The sequence below is a fragment of the Lysinibacillus sp. BNK-21 genome, from assembly GCF_048684915.1.
Classification (GTDB): Bacteria; Bacillota; Bacilli; order Bacillales_A; family Planococcaceae; genus Lysinibacillus; species Lysinibacillus capsici.
On the sequence record NZ_JBLQTS010000001.1, the window covers coordinates 1,665,956 to 1,683,261 of the forward strand.

The window sequence follows — 17,306 nt, forward strand, 5'->3', positions numbered from 1 at the left end:
ATGAAAATTGTCGCACTTGCGGGTTCTATTGTCGGCTCAAAGACAAGAACAGCTACACAAAAGTTAGTCGAGATGTTACAAGAAAAATACCCACAGCATGAAGTAACATTACTAGATCTTGCTGACTATCAGCTAGTTTTTAGTGATGGACGTAATTACTTTGAATATGAAGGCGATACAAAATATGTGACGGAAACCATTATGGCTGCAGATGCAATCGTTATTGGGACGCCAACATTCCAAGCATCTATACCAGCTACATTAAAAAACATCTTTGACCTTTTACCTGTCAATGCCTTCCGCGATAAAGTCGTCAGTGTTATTGTTACAGCAGGTACATCCAAGCATTATTTAATGGTGGAACAGCAACTAAAGCCGATCCTTGCTTATATGAAAGCGCACATCGTACCGACCTATGTATTTATAGAAGAAAAGGATTTTTTACGTAAAGAAATTGTCAATGATGATGTCCTTTTTCGTTTAGAACGGTTAGCAGAGGATACCGTGATGGTTACAGAGGCTTTTGCAGAAATTCGAGCCAAAAAAGATGCTGAATATGATTTTTAAAGATTAATAGAAGAAACGCTGTGAAGTAGTCTGACACAGCGTTTCTTTTTGTGTCAAGGCTAGCTATAAGTTCGTGACAATCATGATAAAAATAAAACCCAAATCACTTTGAGTTTTTAATAAAGGTGGTTAAGGGTAAATAGAGGATAGAACTGGTTCTTCTGTAGCTAACAAAGCCGTATACTTTCATATGGAGAAATGGATATAGAAACTTCTAGTAGTTCCCAACGTTTTAAAATTAAAGAGTACGTGTAGGAAACTTGAGATTTGAATATTGTTAGGGGCGATATAGAATCCCTACTAAAGTAATTAGATAGTGTAGTATACTTCAATGCAAATGATGGGAGAGATGGAAATGGAAAACGATTGGGATAAAGCTATAGGTTCTCTTTCTAAAATAAACGTTTATTCAAATCCAAATAACGAGCCGGTTACCATAAGTGGTGAAGCTGATGATTTGAAATGTATAGGTGTTGGGACAGATGCGGCTGTTTTTCAAGCTCTTTCCGCCCCAGCGTATGCATTTAAAGTATATGCCAAAGACAAAGTGCACAAAGTAAAAGTTGAAGCAAATGTGTATCAATTACTTGGAGATTCACCTTTCTTTTCAACATGCTTTGCTTCACATGACGAATACCTTGTTTTAAGTTACGAAGAAGGAAAAACGCTTTTTGATTGCACTCTACAAGGTATTCACATTCCAAAACAGGTTATAAATGAAGTGGAGGATGCAAGAGAATATGTTCGGAAGAAGGGCCTTAACCCTCGTGATATTCATTTGAAAAATATTTTGCTACAGAATGGAAGGGCAAAAATAATTGATGTCTCTGAGTACACACTACAGGGTAATGATCATCGATGGGAGCATTTAAAAAAAGGATATGAGCAATACTATCATTTAATTGATGGAAATTCTGTGCCGTTTTGGTTAGTAGAAACAATACGAAAGTGGTATAACCAGCGTGGAAAGAATACTTCATACGAAGAGTTTACAAAAAATATTTTAAAGTTTCTATTAAAAAATAATTGAACTTACGGGAGCTACCTTTTACGAGATGCTTTAATAGAAATAAAGAAAACAGACAACAAAATTTCATTGACTGTTTTAAAAAATACTTATTCGCTTATAATAGTGGGTTTATCGAATGAGACAATATCAATAATATGGTCTAAACAAACAATCTGATAATGGAATAGCTCCTTGTAGGAATAGATATCGAGAGCTATAGTTCCTTTACTTATAAAATCTAAATAAGTTGATTTTGTAAAAAGACGTACTAAGTTACCCAAGAAATCATCTTCTTGATTGACAAAATGAAATGATTCGTCAAAAACAGTATAGGCTACATATGAATCGAATTCTATATGTATGACCGGTAATGTCTTATCAATTTCAATAGGATAGACATCATTTATAGTATATTCCTCAAAACTTATATCCTCGCTTTCGGCGCTGACGGAAGCTCTAGAAATAGAAACTCTCAAAGAGTTTGTCCCTGGCTCTACTATATTATCTAAAAACAAATAACCTTTCCATTGCATTAAATCTTCATAGTTCATACAAATCACCCTTCCATATTATCACTTGAGATTATGGTCATTTTATAGTTAGAATTTCAAAATGTCAATTTTGAGATTGGTTGAATTAGAATAAAAATTTATTGATTATCAATAAAAAATGATTGACTTGGAATATATTTTGGATTTATGATTGTTACGGCGAGTTGTAGAAAGCTGCCGTGTAGGAATTAAACATAAAAATATTTAGGAGAGAAGAAAAAGTTATGAAAAAATATATTTTTGCATTAATGCCAATCATATTAGGCGTACTTAGTTTTTTAATCTTTATGGTGAAAGGGAGTAATGTAGCACCTGATGGTACATTAGAAGAACCATTCTTTCTTATTCCAACAGGATTTTTATTGTTATTTATTGGATTTATATGTGTAGTAGGGGTGGCGTTAAAATCGGTTATTAAAAAGACACAATACGTTAAATAAGAGATAAAACAACCAGGTCATACATAAGAGACTTGGTTGTTTTTAATATTTACTTAATAAAAGCACTACATTTGTGTGGGAGTTTTGTTTACGATCTATGGAGTAGACTGATGATTTGATTGAACAACATAAATAGCTATTTTAGTTGACTGCAAAATTGTACTTGAAGGTTTTGCATGATAAGTTTGTAACTACCTTTTTTCAAGGCAGTCATCTTCGTTTAATGGTTGTACATTAATTTCATAAGAAAAACTTATGTTGATTGAGCTGAAAGATTAATAGTATTTTATGATAATCATTTTGCTTAACGCTACAGTTTTCATGAAGTTTACGGAATTGTGGTATGATTATTTTTAGAGAGTAGGAGGTCAATAACATGGTATTTTCTCTTTTTAAAAAAAAGAAGGAACCACAGCAGCTAAAAAATAGAGTGGAGTTTTGTATCACTAATTTAGCACTTGGTGCGGCAGATGCGTATGATGTATTAGTAGAACGAGAAGATATTGAGATAGAGGAATCTGGTTGTACATCCCATTGTGAAATCTGTGAGCAAGGTATTTTTGCGATAGTAAATGGGGAAGTTGTGACAGCAGATGACGCGGAGACATTGGTACAGGCTATTGATGAAGAATTAAAACAAAATCCACTTTTCTAATGAAAAAACAGCTTGCTGGAGCACAAGCTGTTTTTTGATGGAAATGTAATTACCAACCACGGACGTATTGTACGGGAGGCTGCACGTCTTCTCCTAGCTCTTTAGCTGCATGTAGTGCCCAGTAAGGGTCTCGTAATAAAACACGCGCTAAGAATATTAAATCTGCACGATTATTTTGGAGTATCTCTTCGGCTTGAATGGCTGTGGTAATAAGACCAACTGCACCAGTAGGAATATCAGCCCCATGCTTAATCGCTTCTGCATGTGGTACCTGATAGCCTGGAAAGACATTGATGGCTGCTGGTACAACGCCCCCTGTTGACACATCAACTAAATCAACACCTTGAGATTTCATCCAGCGGCTAAAAACAATAAAGTCATCCATTGTTGTACCATCTTCCGCATAATCTTCCGCAGAGACACGTACCAATAAAGGACCATCCCATACACTGCGAACAGCATCGATGACTTGACGTAGAATGCGATATCGATTTTCCTGTGAGCCCCCATATTGATCTTGACGTTTATTCGTAGCAGGTGATAAAAACTCGCTAATTAAATAGCCATGTGCGCCATGAATTTCTAGTACATCAAAGCCAGCCTTTGCGGCACGAATAGCTGCTTGTTTAAATGCCTCGATGACATAGTGAATGTCCTCTTCTGTCATTTCTGTTGGTGTTTTATAGTCTGAACTAAAGGCAATAGCTGATGGAGCAAAAATTTCGCCATCTACTGTTGCTTTGCGACCAGCATGTGCAAGCTGGATGCCTGTTTTAGCGCCGTACGCTTTCATCCCCTCAACTAATTGACTTAATCCTTCAATATGTGCATCATCCCAAATCCCTAAATCCTTATTTGAGATACGACCTTCAGGCACAACACCAGTAGCTTCTAAAATGATTAAGCCTACTTGACCAGCTGCACGTGTTGCATAATGGACCAAATGAAAGGGTGTTACCATGCCATCGTCTTGTGCTGAGTACATGCACATAGGTGCCATCACAACACGGTTTTTTAAGGTGATAGATTGCAATGTATAGGGTTCGAATAATTTACTCAAAATAAAGCCTCCTAATTCCTAGTGATACACTCTATTTTGCACATAATGCTACCCATTTGCAAGTGAACGAGATCGTGCCTCGGCTTCTTTAATGCAAGCTTCGATGGCTTCATTAAATTGATATTGCTCTAATGCCTGTATCCCTGCCTCCGTCGTGCCACCAGGACTCGTCACCTTTTTGCGTAAGACATCTGGTTCATCTAATGACTGCTTGAGCATCTCAGCTGTCCCCGCAAGTGTTTGAGTCATCAGCAAGCGCACCGTATCTTTCGATAAGCCTACCTTCGTCCCTACTCGTTCAAATGCTTCCATTAAATAATAGATATAGGCAGGGCCGCTACCTGAAAGGGCTGTGACTGCATGTAACTGATCTTCATCGACTTCAATAACGGAGCCAACAGCCTCTAATAACTGGAGGAATAGGATACGCTGGTCTGCAGATACCTCGTTATTGAATGCAATGCCACTTGCTGACATGCCGATTGTAGCGGAAGTATTCGGCATCACCCTTGCTACTGGGCGACTCCCTAAAAATTCTGTAATCGTATCAATCGCAATGCCTGCTAAAATAGATAGTACAGCAGTGTGCGCTGTAAGTTTAGGCTTTAAATCACACATAGCAGCAATAGCATCTTTCGGCTTCATCGCTAAGATAATCAGATCTGCCTGTTGAAAAATCGCAGGATCAAACACACAATGGACACCATATGTTTCATGTAGGAAATGTAAGCGTTCCTTGTCTGAGCGATTGGTGACGTAAATTTCCTGTGGTGTGAACACCTTTTGTTTAATCCAGCCTTGCATCAATGCTTCCGCCATTGAGCCTGCACCGATAAATAAAATTTTTTTCATGAACAAAACCTCCAGTTCAAAATAAAAAAGCGCTCTCGTCCTTATCTAGAAGGACGAAAACGCTCTCGTTTCCGCGGTACCACCTTTGTTTGCCAATTGTTGGCACAACTCTTAGCCCTCTTATCGCAAGGGAAACGGTTATGTTTGCATAACTGCTCAGAAGTAGGTTCGGTAATGGGAGCGGGTGATGTTACTCTCAGCAAATGTAACACTCTCTAACACCTTCACCAGATACGTACTCGTCTTCTTCAACGCACATAAATAATTAGATTATTCAAAATTATAGTGAGGAATAGGCAACCTGTCAACAGGAGGATGACGAAAACAGAAAAAACTTGTAAAATAGAATGAATCAGTATTCACAAGTGCGTGAAAAGGGGGAGACAACTTTGTCTATATACAAAATAGAAATACCAACACCCTATGCAGTAGGAGATGTCAATGCATTTATTGTAAAAGGCGATGCACTTAGCATTTTTGATGTTGGCCCAAAAACAATGGAAGCCTATGATGCTTTAAAATGGGGGATTCGAGCAGCAGGCTTTGACATGCAAGATATTGAACAGGTTGTGTTAACCCATCATCATCCAGATCATGCGGGATGGGTCGATGCTTTTCCATATGCAGAAATTTTAGGGCATGCCTATAATGACAAATGGCTTCGTCATGATGAAGACTTTTTACGCTATCATGAACAATTTTACAGTGAACGTTTATTGGAGCATGGGGTACCACAAGAATATATTGCAAAAAGTGTCCATGTTCGTCGTGAATTGGAGCTTGTAGGGGAAAGACCATTAACGCAAATTTTGGAAGATGGAGATGAAGTTCCTGGGCATCCAGGATTAAAGGCAATCGAAACATTAGGTCACGCACAAAGTCACTTCATTTTTTGGGATGAAAAAACTCATCATGTGATTGGTGGAGATTTATTGCTTGAAAAAATAACGCCCAATCCATTAATAGAGCCACCATTGGATCGTACTGTAGGACGTACAAAATCTTTACTACAATATAATGCATCCCTTGAAATTCTACGTCAATTACCTGTCAAAATGATGCATACAGGGCATGGAGCAGAGCTAGAGGATATTCCGTTGTTAATTGATAAACGATTAGAGCGACAGCACCAACAATCAATGAAAGTTTTTGAATTATTAGGCGATGATCAATTAACAGTTGTCCAAGTAACAAAACGCTTGTATCCGGCTATCTTCCAGCATCAGCTTGGTTTAACTTTATCTAAAACACTTGGTCATTTAGATTACCTAGAGGCCAATGAGTATATTACGTCAACAAAGACAGAAGCAGGTATCTATTTATTTCAAAGGAAGTAGGTTTATACATGAAACATCCTAACAAAACAATCTTTGTGACAGGAGCTACAAGTGGGGTTGGCTTAAAAATAACTGAATTACTAGTAGCTCAAGGGCATATCGTTTATGCCACAGGTCGCAATGCCGTTGCACTAAAGGTGCTAGAGCGTTTAGGTGCTCAAGTGATCCAAGCGGATTTAACCAATCTACATACACTTGATGATGTTTGTGCGCAGCTACCACCGATTGATGTAGCGATTCTTTCAGCAGGTGTAGGGAAGTTTGCTGTAGCCCCTGCTTTACAGGATGAGGATATTGCGCAAATGATCGAATTAAATGTTAGCGTACCCATTTATCTTGCCAAACGATTAGCCTCTAAGATGATAGAGCGCAAACAGGGCCATTTAATATTCATTGGTTCTCAGGCTGGGAAAGTGGCCACACCAAAAGCGAGTGTCTATGCTGCGACGAAACATGCTATTGTCGGTTTTACCAATGGATTGCGTATGGAATTAGCTCCGTACAATGTAAAAGTGACAGCCATCCATCCTGGTCCCATTGATACACCATTTTTAGATAAAGCCAATGATACAAGTGGCTACCGAGAATCCTTAGGGCGCTTTTTATTGTCAGCGGAGGAAGTAGCTCAAGAGACAGTGAAAACGATTGATCGTCCTGTTCGTGAGATTAATCTACCTAGAATTATGGGATTGTCGAGTAAATTGTATGCATTAGCCCCTGCAACCATTGAATGGCTAGGCAAATCATTTTTCCATAAGAAATAACAACATTTGAAACTGTAAACATGCTTCACGTGCATGTCTACGGTTTTTTCATATTTACATATAATTGTAGCTATAGTAGTAAAAAGGAAGAGTTGAAAAGGAGACATAGATGTATACAATTGGTCAAGTTGCAAAATTTTTAGGAGTTTCTAGAGATACCTTAAAATTTTATGAAGAAAAGGGATTAGTAAAGCCCCAGCAAAATAGTGAAAATGGGTATAGAACATACAATCATTTTGATATATACGATATCACAACAATCAATTTTTATAGAGAAATTGATTTTGAAATCAAAAAGATTCAGGAATTGAGAAAAGGCAAGAGTATAGAGGGCATCCAATCATTGTTAGTAGAAAAAGAACAAGTAATGTTAGAGGAAATAGCTTATAAAAAGCTACAATTAAAAAAGCTCCAGCTTGTAAAAGAGGATTGTCAAAAAATTAGCCAATATCTAGGCACGTATACTATAAAGGAAATGAAACCATTAGAAATAATGGGCGTAATAGATCATTATACAGCCTATGATGAATATGATTCGTTAAAAGAAAATGCAGACAGTATAAAGAAAGCGGTAATTCTTACTTCTTTAAGAAGAGTTATTAGATTCGATGATAGCGGAATGCTCGAAAATAAATTTATGGTTGTCAGGAAAGTAGAAAATAGCGATTATCCAATTAAAGGTGAAGTTTTAGCGCATCCCAAATGTCTTTATACAGTTATTGAAGATGGGCGCTGGTCAACAGGTGGCAAAAATACAGACAATAAAGTAGAGGCTAGTATAAGAAAAGTAGCTAAGGAAAATGGCTATGAGCTTTTAGGGCTTGTTTATATCAACTTATTGCTTACCACTTATGAAGAAGGGCTTGAACGTATTTTTTTAGAAATGTATGTACCGATAAAATAATGGCAAAATGGGTTTGACCTGTGAGCAACCCCTAGGTTTATGCTGAAGATATTCAGATGAAATGGGGGATCTACTTGCGTAGAAAAAAGAAATTAAAAAAAACAGTAGCAAGCTTTATTATTTTAACCAATATTATTTTTTGGCCACTTTTCTGTGTTGTAGGAGCCGCCAAGCTATTAGGCTATCCTACTTGGCTATTTGATACCGTACGCTGTCTATCGGCTTGGTCATCCACCTTTGCCTTTGCGTTACTATTTCCAAGAATCTATCCTGGGCAACGTTTTATACACTTTGTCAAACAAAAATTCAAAAACAAATTGTCACTTTCAGTAATTGTTTTAATCGTGATGATACAAACAGCTATCTTTATCATGATTTTGTTTCATATCATGAATAATTATGAAGAAAACTCTATTTTTACGCTGTCTTCATGGGGCATGCTCAGTTTTTATTTTGTTAAAACGCTTTTGTCAGGACCACTGGGTGAGGAGTTAGGATGGAGGGGCTTTGCACTGCTGGAGCTGCAAAAGAAGTATTCGCCATTAATAGCTTCAATTATCATAGGCTTTTGGTGGGGAATGTGGCATTTACCGATATGGCTTACAACAGGGTTTATAGGAATGGATTTGATCAAATATAGCTTCTTCTTTATGTTAACGATTATAGCTACGACCATCATCATGACAGTATTTTATACGATCAATCAGAATTTAATCATTCCTATTATTATTCATCAGCTCTTTAATTTTTTTATCGGCTCCATTAATGGAAACCTAATTGATTTAATTATGTATAATGCCATTTTATATTCGGCGGTGGCCGTTCTACTTATTTTGATTAATCCTAAAAAAGTATTGTATAAGATACAATCAGCCGAGTAACTAGAAAGAATCCAGTTTGTATCATGGATTCTTTTTTTTCGTCCGTTGCTAAATTTATATAGTATACATTTATATATATAGTAAAAAAACGTTTTTTCGAGTGAATTGCCATGGATTTCTTGTCAACCTTATACAAGGAACGACTTACTTTTGACAATAAAAATAAAAGTCTATGAATTTATAAAAATACACTTGTATTTATTTTTATAACATGATACTATTCGTGTATAAACTTTTAAATGAATGTATAAACATACATATCGATAGAGCAATGGAGGCGCATTTTTAATGGCAAATAAAAAAGTGGTATTAGCTTATTCAGGTGGACTTGATACTTCGGTAGCAATTCCATGGTTAAAAGAACAAGGTTGGGACGTAATTGCAGTATGTCTTGACGTTGGCGAAGGGAAAGATCTTGAATTCGTAAAAAATAAAGCTCTTCAAGTAGGAGCGATTGAATCTTATATGGTAGATGCGAAAGACGAATTTGCTGAAGGGTATGCATTAATTTCTTTACAAGCACATACTTGGTATGAGCAAAAGTATCCATTAGTATCAGCACTTTCCCGTCCACTTATCTCGAAAAAACTAGTAGAGATTGCTAATCAAGTAGGCGCAGATGCTGTTGCGCATGGTTGCACAGGTAAAGGGAATGACCAAGTTCGTTTTGAAGTATCGATTAAAGCATTAAATCCAGATTTAGAGGTATTAGCACCAGTACGTGAGTGGGGCTGGAGCCGTGATGAGGAAATCGAATATGCAATGAAGCATAATGTACCGATTCCTGCAACATTGGATTCACCATTCTCAATCGACCAAAACCTATGGGGCCGTGCGAATGAAGCTGGCATCATGGAAGACCCATGGGTGTCACCACCAGAAGAAGCTTATGGCTTAACTGTTTCTGTTGAAAATGCACCGAATGAAGCAGAGTATGTGGAAATCGAGTTTGTAGCTGGTAAACCAGTAGCATTAAACGGAAAAGAAATGAAGCTTGCTGATTTAATTCAAGAATTAAATGCAGTAGCAGGTGCTCATGGTGTAGGACGTATCGATCACGTTGAAAATCGTTTAGTTGGTATTAAATCTCGTGAGGTTTATGAAATTCCAGGTGCAAAAGTGCTGTTAACAGCGCATAAAGAGCTTGAGGACTTAACGCTTGTAAAAGAATTAGCACACTTCAAGCCAGTAATCGAGAAAAAACTATCCGAATTAATTTACGACGGTCTATGGTTCTCACCATTACGTGATGCTCTGGAAGCATTCCTTGCGCAAACACAACAATATGTGAATGGTACAGTACGTGTGAAACTATTTAAAGGACATGCGATTGTAGAAGGACGTAAATCACCAAATTCATTATACAGTGAAAAGCTAGCAACATACTCGAAGGAAGATCAATTCAATCATGCTTCCGCTGTAGGCTTTATCGAGTTATGGGGTCTACCAACTGTAGTGAACTCATCTGTGAATAAAAAGTAATGTTGAACAAGCAAGGTGTGGTGAGGCATTTGTGCTTATACTACACCTTTTGATAAGTAATCGAGGAAAAGGTGAGCTGACATGACAAAACTTTGGGGTGGACGTTTCCAAAAATCAGCAGAAGCATGGGTAGACGAATTTGGCGCATCCATTGGCTTTGACCAGCAACTTGTGCTAGAGGACCTTGAAGGTAGTGTTGCACATGTCACAATGCTTGGTGCCACAGGAATTTTACCAGCAGCTGATGTAGAGGCCATACTAGGTGGTCTTGCCCAATTAAAAGATAAGGCAATCGCAGGTGAGCTTGAATTTAGCGTTGCCAATGAAGATATACACTTAAATTTAGAAAAAATGTTAATTGATTTAATAGGTCCTGTCGGTGGCAAACTACATACAGGACGTAGCCGAAATGACCAAGTAGCAACGGATATGCATCTTTTCTTGAAAAAGCGTGTGCAGGAAGCAATTGATTTAATTGTGACGTTCCAACAAACACTATTAGACAAAGCACAAGAGCATATTGAAACGATTGCACCAGGTTATACGCATCTACAACGTGCACAGCCAATCTCCTTTGCACACCATTTAATGGCTTATTTTTGGATGCTAGAGCGTGATAAACAACGTTTTACAGAATCCATAAAACGTATTGATATTTTACCTTTAGGTGCTGGGGCAATGGCAGGGACAACTTTCCCGATTGACCGTTTAAAATCAGCAGAGCTATTAGGGTTTAGCGAGGTTTACGCAAACTCCATGGATGCTGTAAGTGATCGTGATTTTATCGTGGAATTTTTAAGTCATTCCTCCTTACTTATGGCGCATTTATCACGCTTTGCTGAGGAAATTATTATCTGGTCTACAGATGAATTTAAATTTATCGAACTGGATGATGCCTTCTCAACAGGTTCTTCGATTATGCCACAAAAGAAAAACCCAGATATGGCAGAGCTTATTCGTGGTAAAACAGGGCGTGTTTATGGGAATCTAATGGGCTTATTAACGGTGTTAAAAGGCACACCATTAACATATAACAAAGATATGCAGGAGGACAAAGAGGGGATGTTTGACACTGTTCATACGATTCTTGGTTCCCTTAAAATCTTTGAAGGTATGGTTCGTACAATGACCGTCAACACGGAACGCTTACATCAGGCTGTTCACGCTGATTTTTCAAATGCAACGGAGCTAGCAGATTACCTCGCTACAAAGGGGATGCCATTCCGTGAGGCACATGAGGTGACTGGTAAGCTTGTCTTTACATGTATTCAAAAGGGCATTTATTTATTAGACTTGCCATTGGAAGAAATGCAGCAAGAAAGTACGTTAATTGAAGCGGATATTTATGATGTACTAGCGCCAGAAGCTGCTGTTCGCCGCCGCCATTCCTTAGGTGGTACTGGCTTTGAACAAGTAAAAATCCAAATTGAAAAAGCGAAAGCCTGTCTTGTAGCCATTTAATTTTTGCGTGCATGTCCTTGTGACTTTTTGCATAGATATTCATTAAAGCTGTCCTGTGAGGCACTATGAAAACCTTTATCCTTTTTCACTGAGCCAGAGGGTGACGTGAAGAAGAGAACCTTACATATGTGAAGGACAATCCCCAATTCTGGAGACTGAAGTGACCCCTATAAGTTAGACACGGTTATTTCGTTTAGGCAGCTTGGGTAAACTGAGTTCGGTATTCTACCGGACTCAGTTTTAATTTTGCCTTTAAACGTCTCGTGTTGTAATACGTTATATACTTTTCAAGTTCCTTTTTAAAATGCTCGACACTATCAAATTCCTTTAAGTAGAGGAATTCTGACTTCATGATGCCGAAGAAATTCTCCATGACAGAGTTGTCATAACAGTTTCCCTTACGTGACATACTTTGCACAATGCCTCTTGATTCAAGGGCGTGGCGATATTGTTTCATTTGGTAATGCCAACCTTGATCTGAATGCATCAATAATTGATGTTCCTCTGGCAACCTCTCTAGTGCCTTCTCCAACATTTCTGATACAAGCGAATATGTTGGTCTATGACCAATTGTGTACGTAATAATTTCGCCGTTAAATAAGTCTAAAATAGGTGATAAATAGAGCTTTTCACCAAACAGCTTAAACTCCGTAATATCTGTAACCCATTTTTCATTCGGTGCTTCTGCTATGAAGTTACGATCCAATCTATTAGGCGCAATCTTACCGATTGTCCCTTTATAAGATTTGTATTTCTTCATACGCACTAAGCACTTTAAACCTAATTCTTTCATGATACGTTGAACCTTTTTATGATTCACTTTTTTCCCACGATTTGCTAGCTCATCACGAATACGACGATAACCATAACGACCTTCGTGTTCGTTATAAATTGCTCGAATTTCGGCCTTTAACTCGGCATCTGGATCTGGACGATCCATCTTCTTCACTAAATCATAGTACGTGCTACGTGGAATGCCTGCGAATTTCGCAAGCGCCTTCACCGAGTATTTATGCCTTAATTCATAGATGACCTTTACTTTGTCTTCTTTGGTGATTTTTCCTTGGCTTGAACTAAGGCGTTCAACTTTTTTAAGTACTCATTTTCCATACGTAGACGATTGATTTCTGCTTGAAGTGCTTCAGGTGTCCCTTCTACTGGTGCTTGTTTTGGTTGTTTGTTCGTTTCTTTTTTCATGGATGGATGCCCCTTTTTCCTTGATTGAAGGGCATCGAATCCTTTTGTTTTAAATTGCTTTTTCCAACTACGAAGTGTAGAAGGCGTAGCTATCTTAAAGATAGCTGCTGTTTCAAGTAAGGACGTACCATTTTCAATCATAAAGTTTAGTACGTCTAGTTTAAACTGTGCCGAATAATTTGTATATCGCTTTATAAACGCTTCTACGCCATTATACTCATATTGTTTCGCCCAATTAAGAATTGCTTTGTGATCTGTTCCGATAGATTTAGCAATTTCATGTGAACTTTCATTGCCTTTTATGTAACGTAAGGCTGCTTGTAGTTTTTCTTCCGATGTAAATTTAGCCATATAAAAACTGCTCCTCCAAATGTTAGATGTGTCTAACATTTGGGGAGCAGTTCAGACGCGGAATTGGGGTTTTTGTATAAGTAAATGTAGGAGGGATGAAGAAATGAATGAACGTTTTACAAAGGGGCTCGAAACAATTAAACAATATGTGACAGAAGAAGAAGCAGCACGGATGATTGAATCCGATGCATTAGCCGATATAGCACCCGATTTACGCAAAATGATTATTGAATTTGCTTACGGTGATGTCTATGCACGGCCTGGGCTGGATGCAAAGAGTCGAGCACTCGTCGTGATAACAGCGGTAGTTACACAAGGTGCTGCACCACAAACCAAAACGCATATTCAGCGTGGATTACATGCAGGCTTGACACAGACAGAAGTGGTCGAGGCACTTTTACAATTAGCACCCTACATCGGTTTTCCAAGAGTGCAAAATGCTTTAACGATAGCCCAACAGGTCTTTGCAGAAAAAAGCTAAAGCATGTATAAAAAATAGAAGAAGGTTCATAATAAGAGAGGAACCACTTATTAATCTAATCTGATGGGGAGGATGCAGAATGAGTAGTAATAGTCAAACACCCAAAGACCAAGAATCTCAGGAAAGTCCGCCACAACTGTTGAAGGTTGAAGCTTCATAAATCTTAAGCCTAAAGGTGAAACAGAACATTCTGTTTTGCTATAGATTAAGAAGAAGTGTAAACCATATCAGTTAAAAATCAAATAGAAGCAATAAGTGTCCATGGATCCAGAATTATTCTGGGTCCTTTTTGTTTCTTATTTGGGGTCTAAAGTACTCAAGCTATCCGCTCTAAATGAAATTTAAAGCGCTCATAAGGAAGGAGAACCCGCTCTAAATGAAGTTCAAAGCACTACTAAGGGAAGGCTCCCGCTCTTATTGTGAAAAAACCTCTACTCAACACCATGAAAAATTCCTTCATTTGACATTAAAGAAAATCTGTATTACTCTATACATAACAGATTTCTGTTTGGTTACAAGCAATACAGATTGGAGGGTTATTATGCAAATACAATTAGATCCAAACAGTGAATTGCAGCTATATAAACAATTGGCCAATCAAATAATAGAATGCATTGCGCAAGGTGAGCTGAAAAATGGTGATACTTTACCGTCTGTACGTTCGATGGCTACAGATCTAGGCATCAATGTTAGCACGGTCAGTAAAAGTTATCATGAGCTTGAAGAGAAGGGCTTAATTGAATTGAAGCCGAAAGCAAAAGCGGTCATTATTGGTGGTCAAAAGAGAGCGCTGGAAGAAACGGAGGTTGAAAAAGTCGAAAATGCCTTGAAGCCTATCATGGCGGAGGCTTTTGCGCGTGGCCTCGAGAAAGAGCAAATGACAAGTTTGTTCCAGCGAATTTTAAAACAATGGAAGTAGGGGTAGTATGCTTATAATTGTAGGCATCTTTATCATTGTCGGAATTATGGAAATGATGACACCACATTTAACAAGAAAAACACTTGTTTTTGGTGTTTCCATACCCGAACCTTATGTCAAACATCCACAATTAAAGCTGTGGAAGAAGCATTATAGCCAAATCATCGCAGGGGTTGCTGGCTTATTCTTAGTAGGTCAAATCGCTCTCTATCTTTCACCTATACAAGAGGAGAAGGTATCTTTAATTTCCTTTATCCTTTTGTATGTCATGCTCCTTTTATCATCAGGTCTCTACATGAGTTATCATGCTAAAACGAAAAAATTAAAGGTGCAGGAGCAGTGGGAGGCACAAATAAAAACAGTATATGTGACAGATTTGTCTATCCGTCAGAAAGAGGAAACATTATCACCTATATTTTTTAGTGTACCCATTATCATCACACTTGCATTAATCGCTTTTACGTACATGAACTATGAGTCAATCCCTGAGGTTTTCGCAACACATTGGAATGGGGCAGGAGAGGTCGATGGTTGGACTCAAAAATCGCGGCTCTCAGTCATCAGTATGCCACTTATATTATTGGCAATACAAATTAGTTTTTTCATGATGAGTCAAGGCATGAAAAGTGCCAAAATTCAATTAAGTGCACAGGCCAAAGAAGCATCCATTCATCGGGAGTTAACTCAGCGTAAATACGGAAGCTGGTACCTGGCAGCCATTAATTTTAGTATGACAATTCTATTTGTTGTTTTACACTATACAACTGTTATTTTACAAGACCAAACGGCTCCCTACTTCTTCCCACTTTTTCTTGTCTTTAATGTCGTTACGTTGGGTGGTTTACTAGTGTTCATTTGGAAGCTCAGTAAAAGTAATGAACGTTTTGATGAGGTACATACAAATGAAACAGCTGCCACAGATGATCAATACTGGAAATGGGGTATTTTTTATTGCAATAAAAATGATCCATCCTTATTAGTGCCTAAAAAGTTCGGGATTGGTTGGACTGTAAATTTCGCGAACAAATGGTGTTACATCTTAATAGCGATTACGTTACTGCCAATTTTATTGGTGATTTTCATATAGAAAGGAAGATTAGATGAAAAAATGGTTATTGATTTGCTGTACAATTTTACTTTTAGCTGCCTGTGGGCAAAAAGAGGTCACTGCACAACATCAAGGATCAAAGGGGACAAATGCAATGAATGAACAGTTTATTGGAAAATGGGAAGGAACTATTGAAACGCCAAATGGACCATTACCGATTATTATCGATTTAAAGAAGGAAAGTGGTACATTATCCGTGCCAGCACAGGGCTTATCTAATTTTCCATTTCAAAGTGTGACGTATACAGGTGATAAAGTAAAAGTGTCCATAAATTTAAACGGCTCTGCTATTGCCATTAATGGCACAATCAAAAATGAACAAATAGAGGCTACATTTCAACAAAATGGTGGGAAATTTCCTTTAATACTAAAGGCTTATAAAGAGCAACCTGTTACCTATGACACATTAAAAATTCCCGTTCAAAACGGTAACTTAACGGTAGCTGTACAAAAGGCTTCTCCATCTCCATCACCAGTGGCACTGATAATAGCAGGATCGGGGCCAACTGATAAAGATGGTAATTCCGCTTTGGCTGGAAAAAATAATAGCTTGAAAATGTTGGCGGAAGGTTTAGCACAACAGGGCATTGCGACGGTGCGTTATGATAAGCGAGGACTTGGTGACAATCAAGCGCTCTTAACAAAGGAAGAGGATGGAACGTTTGACCAATACGTTGATGATGCTGTACAAATTATCCAAACATTGATGGCTGATAAAGCCTACACAAGTGTCCATGTGATTGGTCATAGCGAAGGCTCACTCATTGGTTTGCTCGCGGCTCAAAAGACAGGCGTAGCATCCTTTGTCTCCATTGCCGGTGCAGGTAGATCGTTAGATGAAGTGCTTTTAGAGCAATTAAAAGGTCAATTAGCACCAAAGCTTTTTAATGAATCCACGAATATTTTGACAGCTTTAAAGCAAGGGGAGCAAGTGAAAAATATTTCGCCAGAGCTACAGGCCCTTTTCCGTCCATCTGTACAGCCTTTCCTGATTTCCTTGCTAAAATATCAACCTGCTAATGAGCTTGCAAAAGTAAAAAGCCGTGTATTGCTAGTACAAGGAACAACGGATTTACAAGTGAAGGAAGCCGATGCTGAGGCATTGAAGAAAGGCAAACAAGACTCAAAATTACTTTATCTAGCGGGTATGAATCACGTATTGAAAAAGGCACCGGCAGATCGCGCCAAAAACTTAGCAACCTATGCAGACCCTTCGCTGCCACTGCATGAAGAATTACTACCAGCAATTGAGCAATTTATTAAAAATGAAAAGTAGGATGATTAACC

At 38.1% G+C, this 17,306-nt stretch carries 18 protein-coding genes; 14 read left to right on the top strand and 4 right to left on the bottom strand.

Features of this window, described 5'->3' with window-relative positions; translation table 11 throughout:
- Nucleotides 1–567 (top strand): NADPH-dependent FMN reductase, encoded by a 567-nt coding sequence (locus tag ACMGGO_RS08410; RefSeq protein ID WP_269898231.1) that lies wholly within the window; start codon nucleotides 1–3, stop codon nucleotides 565–567.
- 355 nt (nucleotides 568–922) lie between these two features.
- A complete protein-coding gene (locus ACMGGO_RS08415) occupies nucleotides 923–1,597 on the top strand; it encodes a serine/threonine protein kinase (RefSeq protein WP_374805922.1) in 675 nt (224 codons plus the stop codon).
- A gap of 86 nt (nucleotides 1,598–1,683) precedes the next feature.
- On the opposite strand, the gene ACMGGO_RS08420 is transcribed toward ACMGGO_RS08415, so the two are convergent.
- The gene (locus ACMGGO_RS08420) at nucleotides 1,684–2,127 is read right to left on the bottom strand and encodes a hypothetical protein (RefSeq protein ID WP_225340304.1); all 444 of its coding nucleotides are present in this window, start codon (nucleotides 2,125–2,127) and stop codon (nucleotides 1,684–1,686) included.
- Between the two features lie 224 nt (nucleotides 2,128–2,351).
- On the opposite strand from ACMGGO_RS08420, the gene ACMGGO_RS08425 reads away from it, so the two are divergent.
- Complete coding sequence (locus ACMGGO_RS08425; RefSeq protein ID WP_004231352.1) at nucleotides 2,352–2,567, top strand: DUF3955 domain-containing protein; 216 nt, start codon at nucleotides 2,352–2,354, stop codon at nucleotides 2,565–2,567.
- A 376-nt stretch (nucleotides 2,568–2,943) separates the two neighbouring features.
- Nucleotides 2,944–3,222: a DUF1450 domain-containing protein gene (locus ACMGGO_RS08430; protein WP_004231354.1), complete on the top strand. Its 279-nt coding sequence runs from the start codon at nucleotides 2,944–2,946 to the stop codon at nucleotides 3,220–3,222.
- 49 nt (nucleotides 3,223–3,271) lie between these two features.
- Here ACMGGO_RS08430 and namA read toward each other — a convergent pair whose 3' ends face one another.
- Nucleotides 3,272–4,282, bottom strand: a complete 1,011-nt coding sequence (gene namA, locus ACMGGO_RS08435) for an NADPH dehydrogenase NamA (RefSeq protein WP_103118373.1) — start codon at nucleotides 4,280–4,282, stop codon at nucleotides 3,272–3,274.
- Between the two features lie 48 nt (nucleotides 4,283–4,330).
- The gene (gene proC / locus ACMGGO_RS08440; RefSeq protein WP_004231357.1) at nucleotides 4,331–5,134 is read right to left on the bottom strand and encodes a pyrroline-5-carboxylate reductase; all 804 of its coding nucleotides are present in this window, start codon (nucleotides 5,132–5,134) and stop codon (nucleotides 4,331–4,333) included.
- A 347-nt stretch (nucleotides 5,135–5,481) separates the two neighbouring features.
- On the opposite strand from proC, the gene ACMGGO_RS08445 reads away from it, so the two are divergent.
- The 6 genes from ACMGGO_RS08445 (at nucleotide 5,482) to argH (ending at nucleotide 11,963) form a co-directional block, all read left to right on the top strand.
- Nucleotides 5,482–6,471, top strand: coding sequence for an MBL fold metallo-hydrolase (locus tag ACMGGO_RS08445; RefSeq protein ID WP_016995064.1), 990 nt, complete (start codon nucleotides 5,482–5,484; stop codon nucleotides 6,469–6,471).
- Nucleotides 6,472–6,479: 8 nt separating this feature from the next.
- Entirely contained in the window at nucleotides 6,480–7,235 is a 756-nt protein-coding gene (locus ACMGGO_RS08450) for an SDR family NAD(P)-dependent oxidoreductase (RefSeq protein WP_048392368.1), read from the top strand.
- A 109-nt stretch (nucleotides 7,236–7,344) separates the two neighbouring features.
- Nucleotides 7,345–8,139, top strand: coding sequence for a MerR family transcriptional regulator (locus ACMGGO_RS08455; RefSeq protein WP_420281777.1), 795 nt, complete (start codon nucleotides 7,345–7,347; stop codon nucleotides 8,137–8,139).
- Between the two features lie 74 nt (nucleotides 8,140–8,213).
- The gene (locus ACMGGO_RS08460; protein WP_420281778.1) at nucleotides 8,214–9,020 is read left to right on the top strand and encodes a CPBP family intramembrane glutamic endopeptidase; all 807 of its coding nucleotides are present in this window, start codon (nucleotides 8,214–8,216) and stop codon (nucleotides 9,018–9,020) included.
- 288 nt (nucleotides 9,021–9,308) lie between these two features.
- Nucleotides 9,309–10,502: an argininosuccinate synthase gene (locus ACMGGO_RS08465; RefSeq protein ID WP_004231366.1), complete on the top strand. Its 1,194-nt coding sequence runs from the start codon at nucleotides 9,309–9,311 to the stop codon at nucleotides 10,500–10,502.
- Between the two features lie 81 nt (nucleotides 10,503–10,583).
- Nucleotides 10,584–11,963, top strand: a complete 1,380-nt coding sequence (gene argH / locus ACMGGO_RS08470) for an argininosuccinate lyase (RefSeq protein ID WP_009370279.1) — start codon at nucleotides 10,584–10,586, stop codon at nucleotides 11,961–11,963.
- A 193-nt stretch (nucleotides 11,964–12,156) separates the two neighbouring features.
- Here the strand turns inward: argH and ACMGGO_RS08475 are convergent.
- Nucleotides 12,157–13,511, bottom strand: a protein-coding gene (locus ACMGGO_RS08475) for an IS3 family transposase (RefSeq protein WP_139111235.1) whose coding sequence is annotated in 2 segments (ribosomal slippage) — nucleotides 12,157–13,058 and nucleotides 13,058–13,511 — 1,356 coding nt in all. Because the reading frame shifts where the segments join, the coding sequence is not laid out codon by codon here.
- A gap of 103 nt (nucleotides 13,512–13,614) precedes the next feature.
- Here ACMGGO_RS08475 and ACMGGO_RS08480 point away from each other — a divergent pair.
- The 4 genes from ACMGGO_RS08480 (at nucleotide 13,615) to ACMGGO_RS08495 (ending at nucleotide 17,295) form a co-directional block, all read left to right on the top strand.
- Nucleotides 13,615–13,992, top strand: a complete 378-nt coding sequence (locus tag ACMGGO_RS08480) for a carboxymuconolactone decarboxylase family protein (protein ID WP_112118372.1) — start codon at nucleotides 13,615–13,617, stop codon at nucleotides 13,990–13,992.
- A gap of 541 nt (nucleotides 13,993–14,533) precedes the next feature.
- Entirely contained in the window at nucleotides 14,534–14,911 is a 378-nt protein-coding gene (locus ACMGGO_RS08485) for a GntR family transcriptional regulator (protein ID WP_054549216.1), read from the top strand.
- 7 nt (nucleotides 14,912–14,918) lie between these two features.
- The gene (locus ACMGGO_RS08490) at nucleotides 14,919–15,998 is read left to right on the top strand and encodes a DUF1648 domain-containing protein (protein ID WP_269898236.1); all 1,080 of its coding nucleotides are present in this window, start codon (nucleotides 14,919–14,921) and stop codon (nucleotides 15,996–15,998) included.
- A gap of 13 nt (nucleotides 15,999–16,011) precedes the next feature.
- On the top strand, nucleotides 16,012–17,295 hold the full coding sequence (locus ACMGGO_RS08495; RefSeq protein WP_259419657.1) for an alpha/beta hydrolase: 1,284 nt from the start codon (nucleotides 16,012–16,014) through the stop codon (nucleotides 17,293–17,295).
- Nucleotides 17,296–17,306: the final 11 nt, after the last annotated feature.

Bases quoted from the DNA above. Each gene is read 5' to 3' on its own strand.
- ACMGGO_RS08495 (WP_259419657.1), top strand. From the start codon at position 16,012: ATGAAAAAATGGTTATTGATTTGCTGTACAATTTTACTTTTAGCTGCC.
- ACMGGO_RS08425 (WP_004231352.1), top strand. From the start codon at position 2,352: ATGAAAAAATATATTTTTGCATTAATGCCAATCATATTAGGCGTACTT.
- ACMGGO_RS08455 (WP_420281777.1), top strand. From the start codon at position 7,345: ATGTATACAATTGGTCAAGTTGCAAAATTTTTAGGAGTTTCTAGAGAT.
- ACMGGO_RS08490 (WP_269898236.1), top strand. From the start codon at position 14,919: ATGCTTATAATTGTAGGCATCTTTATCATTGTCGGAATTATGGAAATG.
- argH (WP_009370279.1), top strand. From the start codon at position 10,584: ATGACAAAACTTTGGGGTGGACGTTTCCAAAAATCAGCAGAAGCATGG.
- ACMGGO_RS08445 (WP_016995064.1), top strand. From the start codon at position 5,482: ATGAATCAGTATTCACAAGTGCGTGAAAAGGGGGAGACAACTTTGTCT.
- ACMGGO_RS08430 (WP_004231354.1), top strand. From the start codon at position 2,944: ATGGTATTTTCTCTTTTTAAAAAAAAGAAGGAACCACAGCAGCTAAAA.
- ACMGGO_RS08485 (WP_054549216.1), top strand. From the start codon at position 14,534: ATGCAAATACAATTAGATCCAAACAGTGAATTGCAGCTATATAAACAA.
- ACMGGO_RS08480 (WP_112118372.1), top strand. From the start codon at position 13,615: ATGAATGAACGTTTTACAAAGGGGCTCGAAACAATTAAACAATATGTG.
- ACMGGO_RS08415 (WP_374805922.1), top strand. From the start codon at position 923: ATGGAAAACGATTGGGATAAAGCTATAGGTTCTCTTTCTAAAATAAAC.
- proC (WP_004231357.1), bottom strand. From the start codon at position 5,134: ATGAAAAAAATTTTATTTATCGGTGCAGGCTCAATGGCGGAAGCATTG.
- ACMGGO_RS08410 (WP_269898231.1), top strand. From the start codon at position 1: ATGAAAATTGTCGCACTTGCGGGTTCTATTGTCGGCTCAAAGACAAGA.
- ACMGGO_RS08450 (WP_048392368.1), top strand. From the start codon at position 6,480: ATGAAACATCCTAACAAAACAATCTTTGTGACAGGAGCTACAAGTGGG.
- ACMGGO_RS08465 (WP_004231366.1), top strand. From the start codon at position 9,309: ATGGCAAATAAAAAAGTGGTATTAGCTTATTCAGGTGGACTTGATACT.
- ACMGGO_RS08420 (WP_225340304.1), bottom strand. From the start codon at position 2,127: ATGAACTATGAAGATTTAATGCAATGGAAAGGTTATTTGTTTTTAGAT.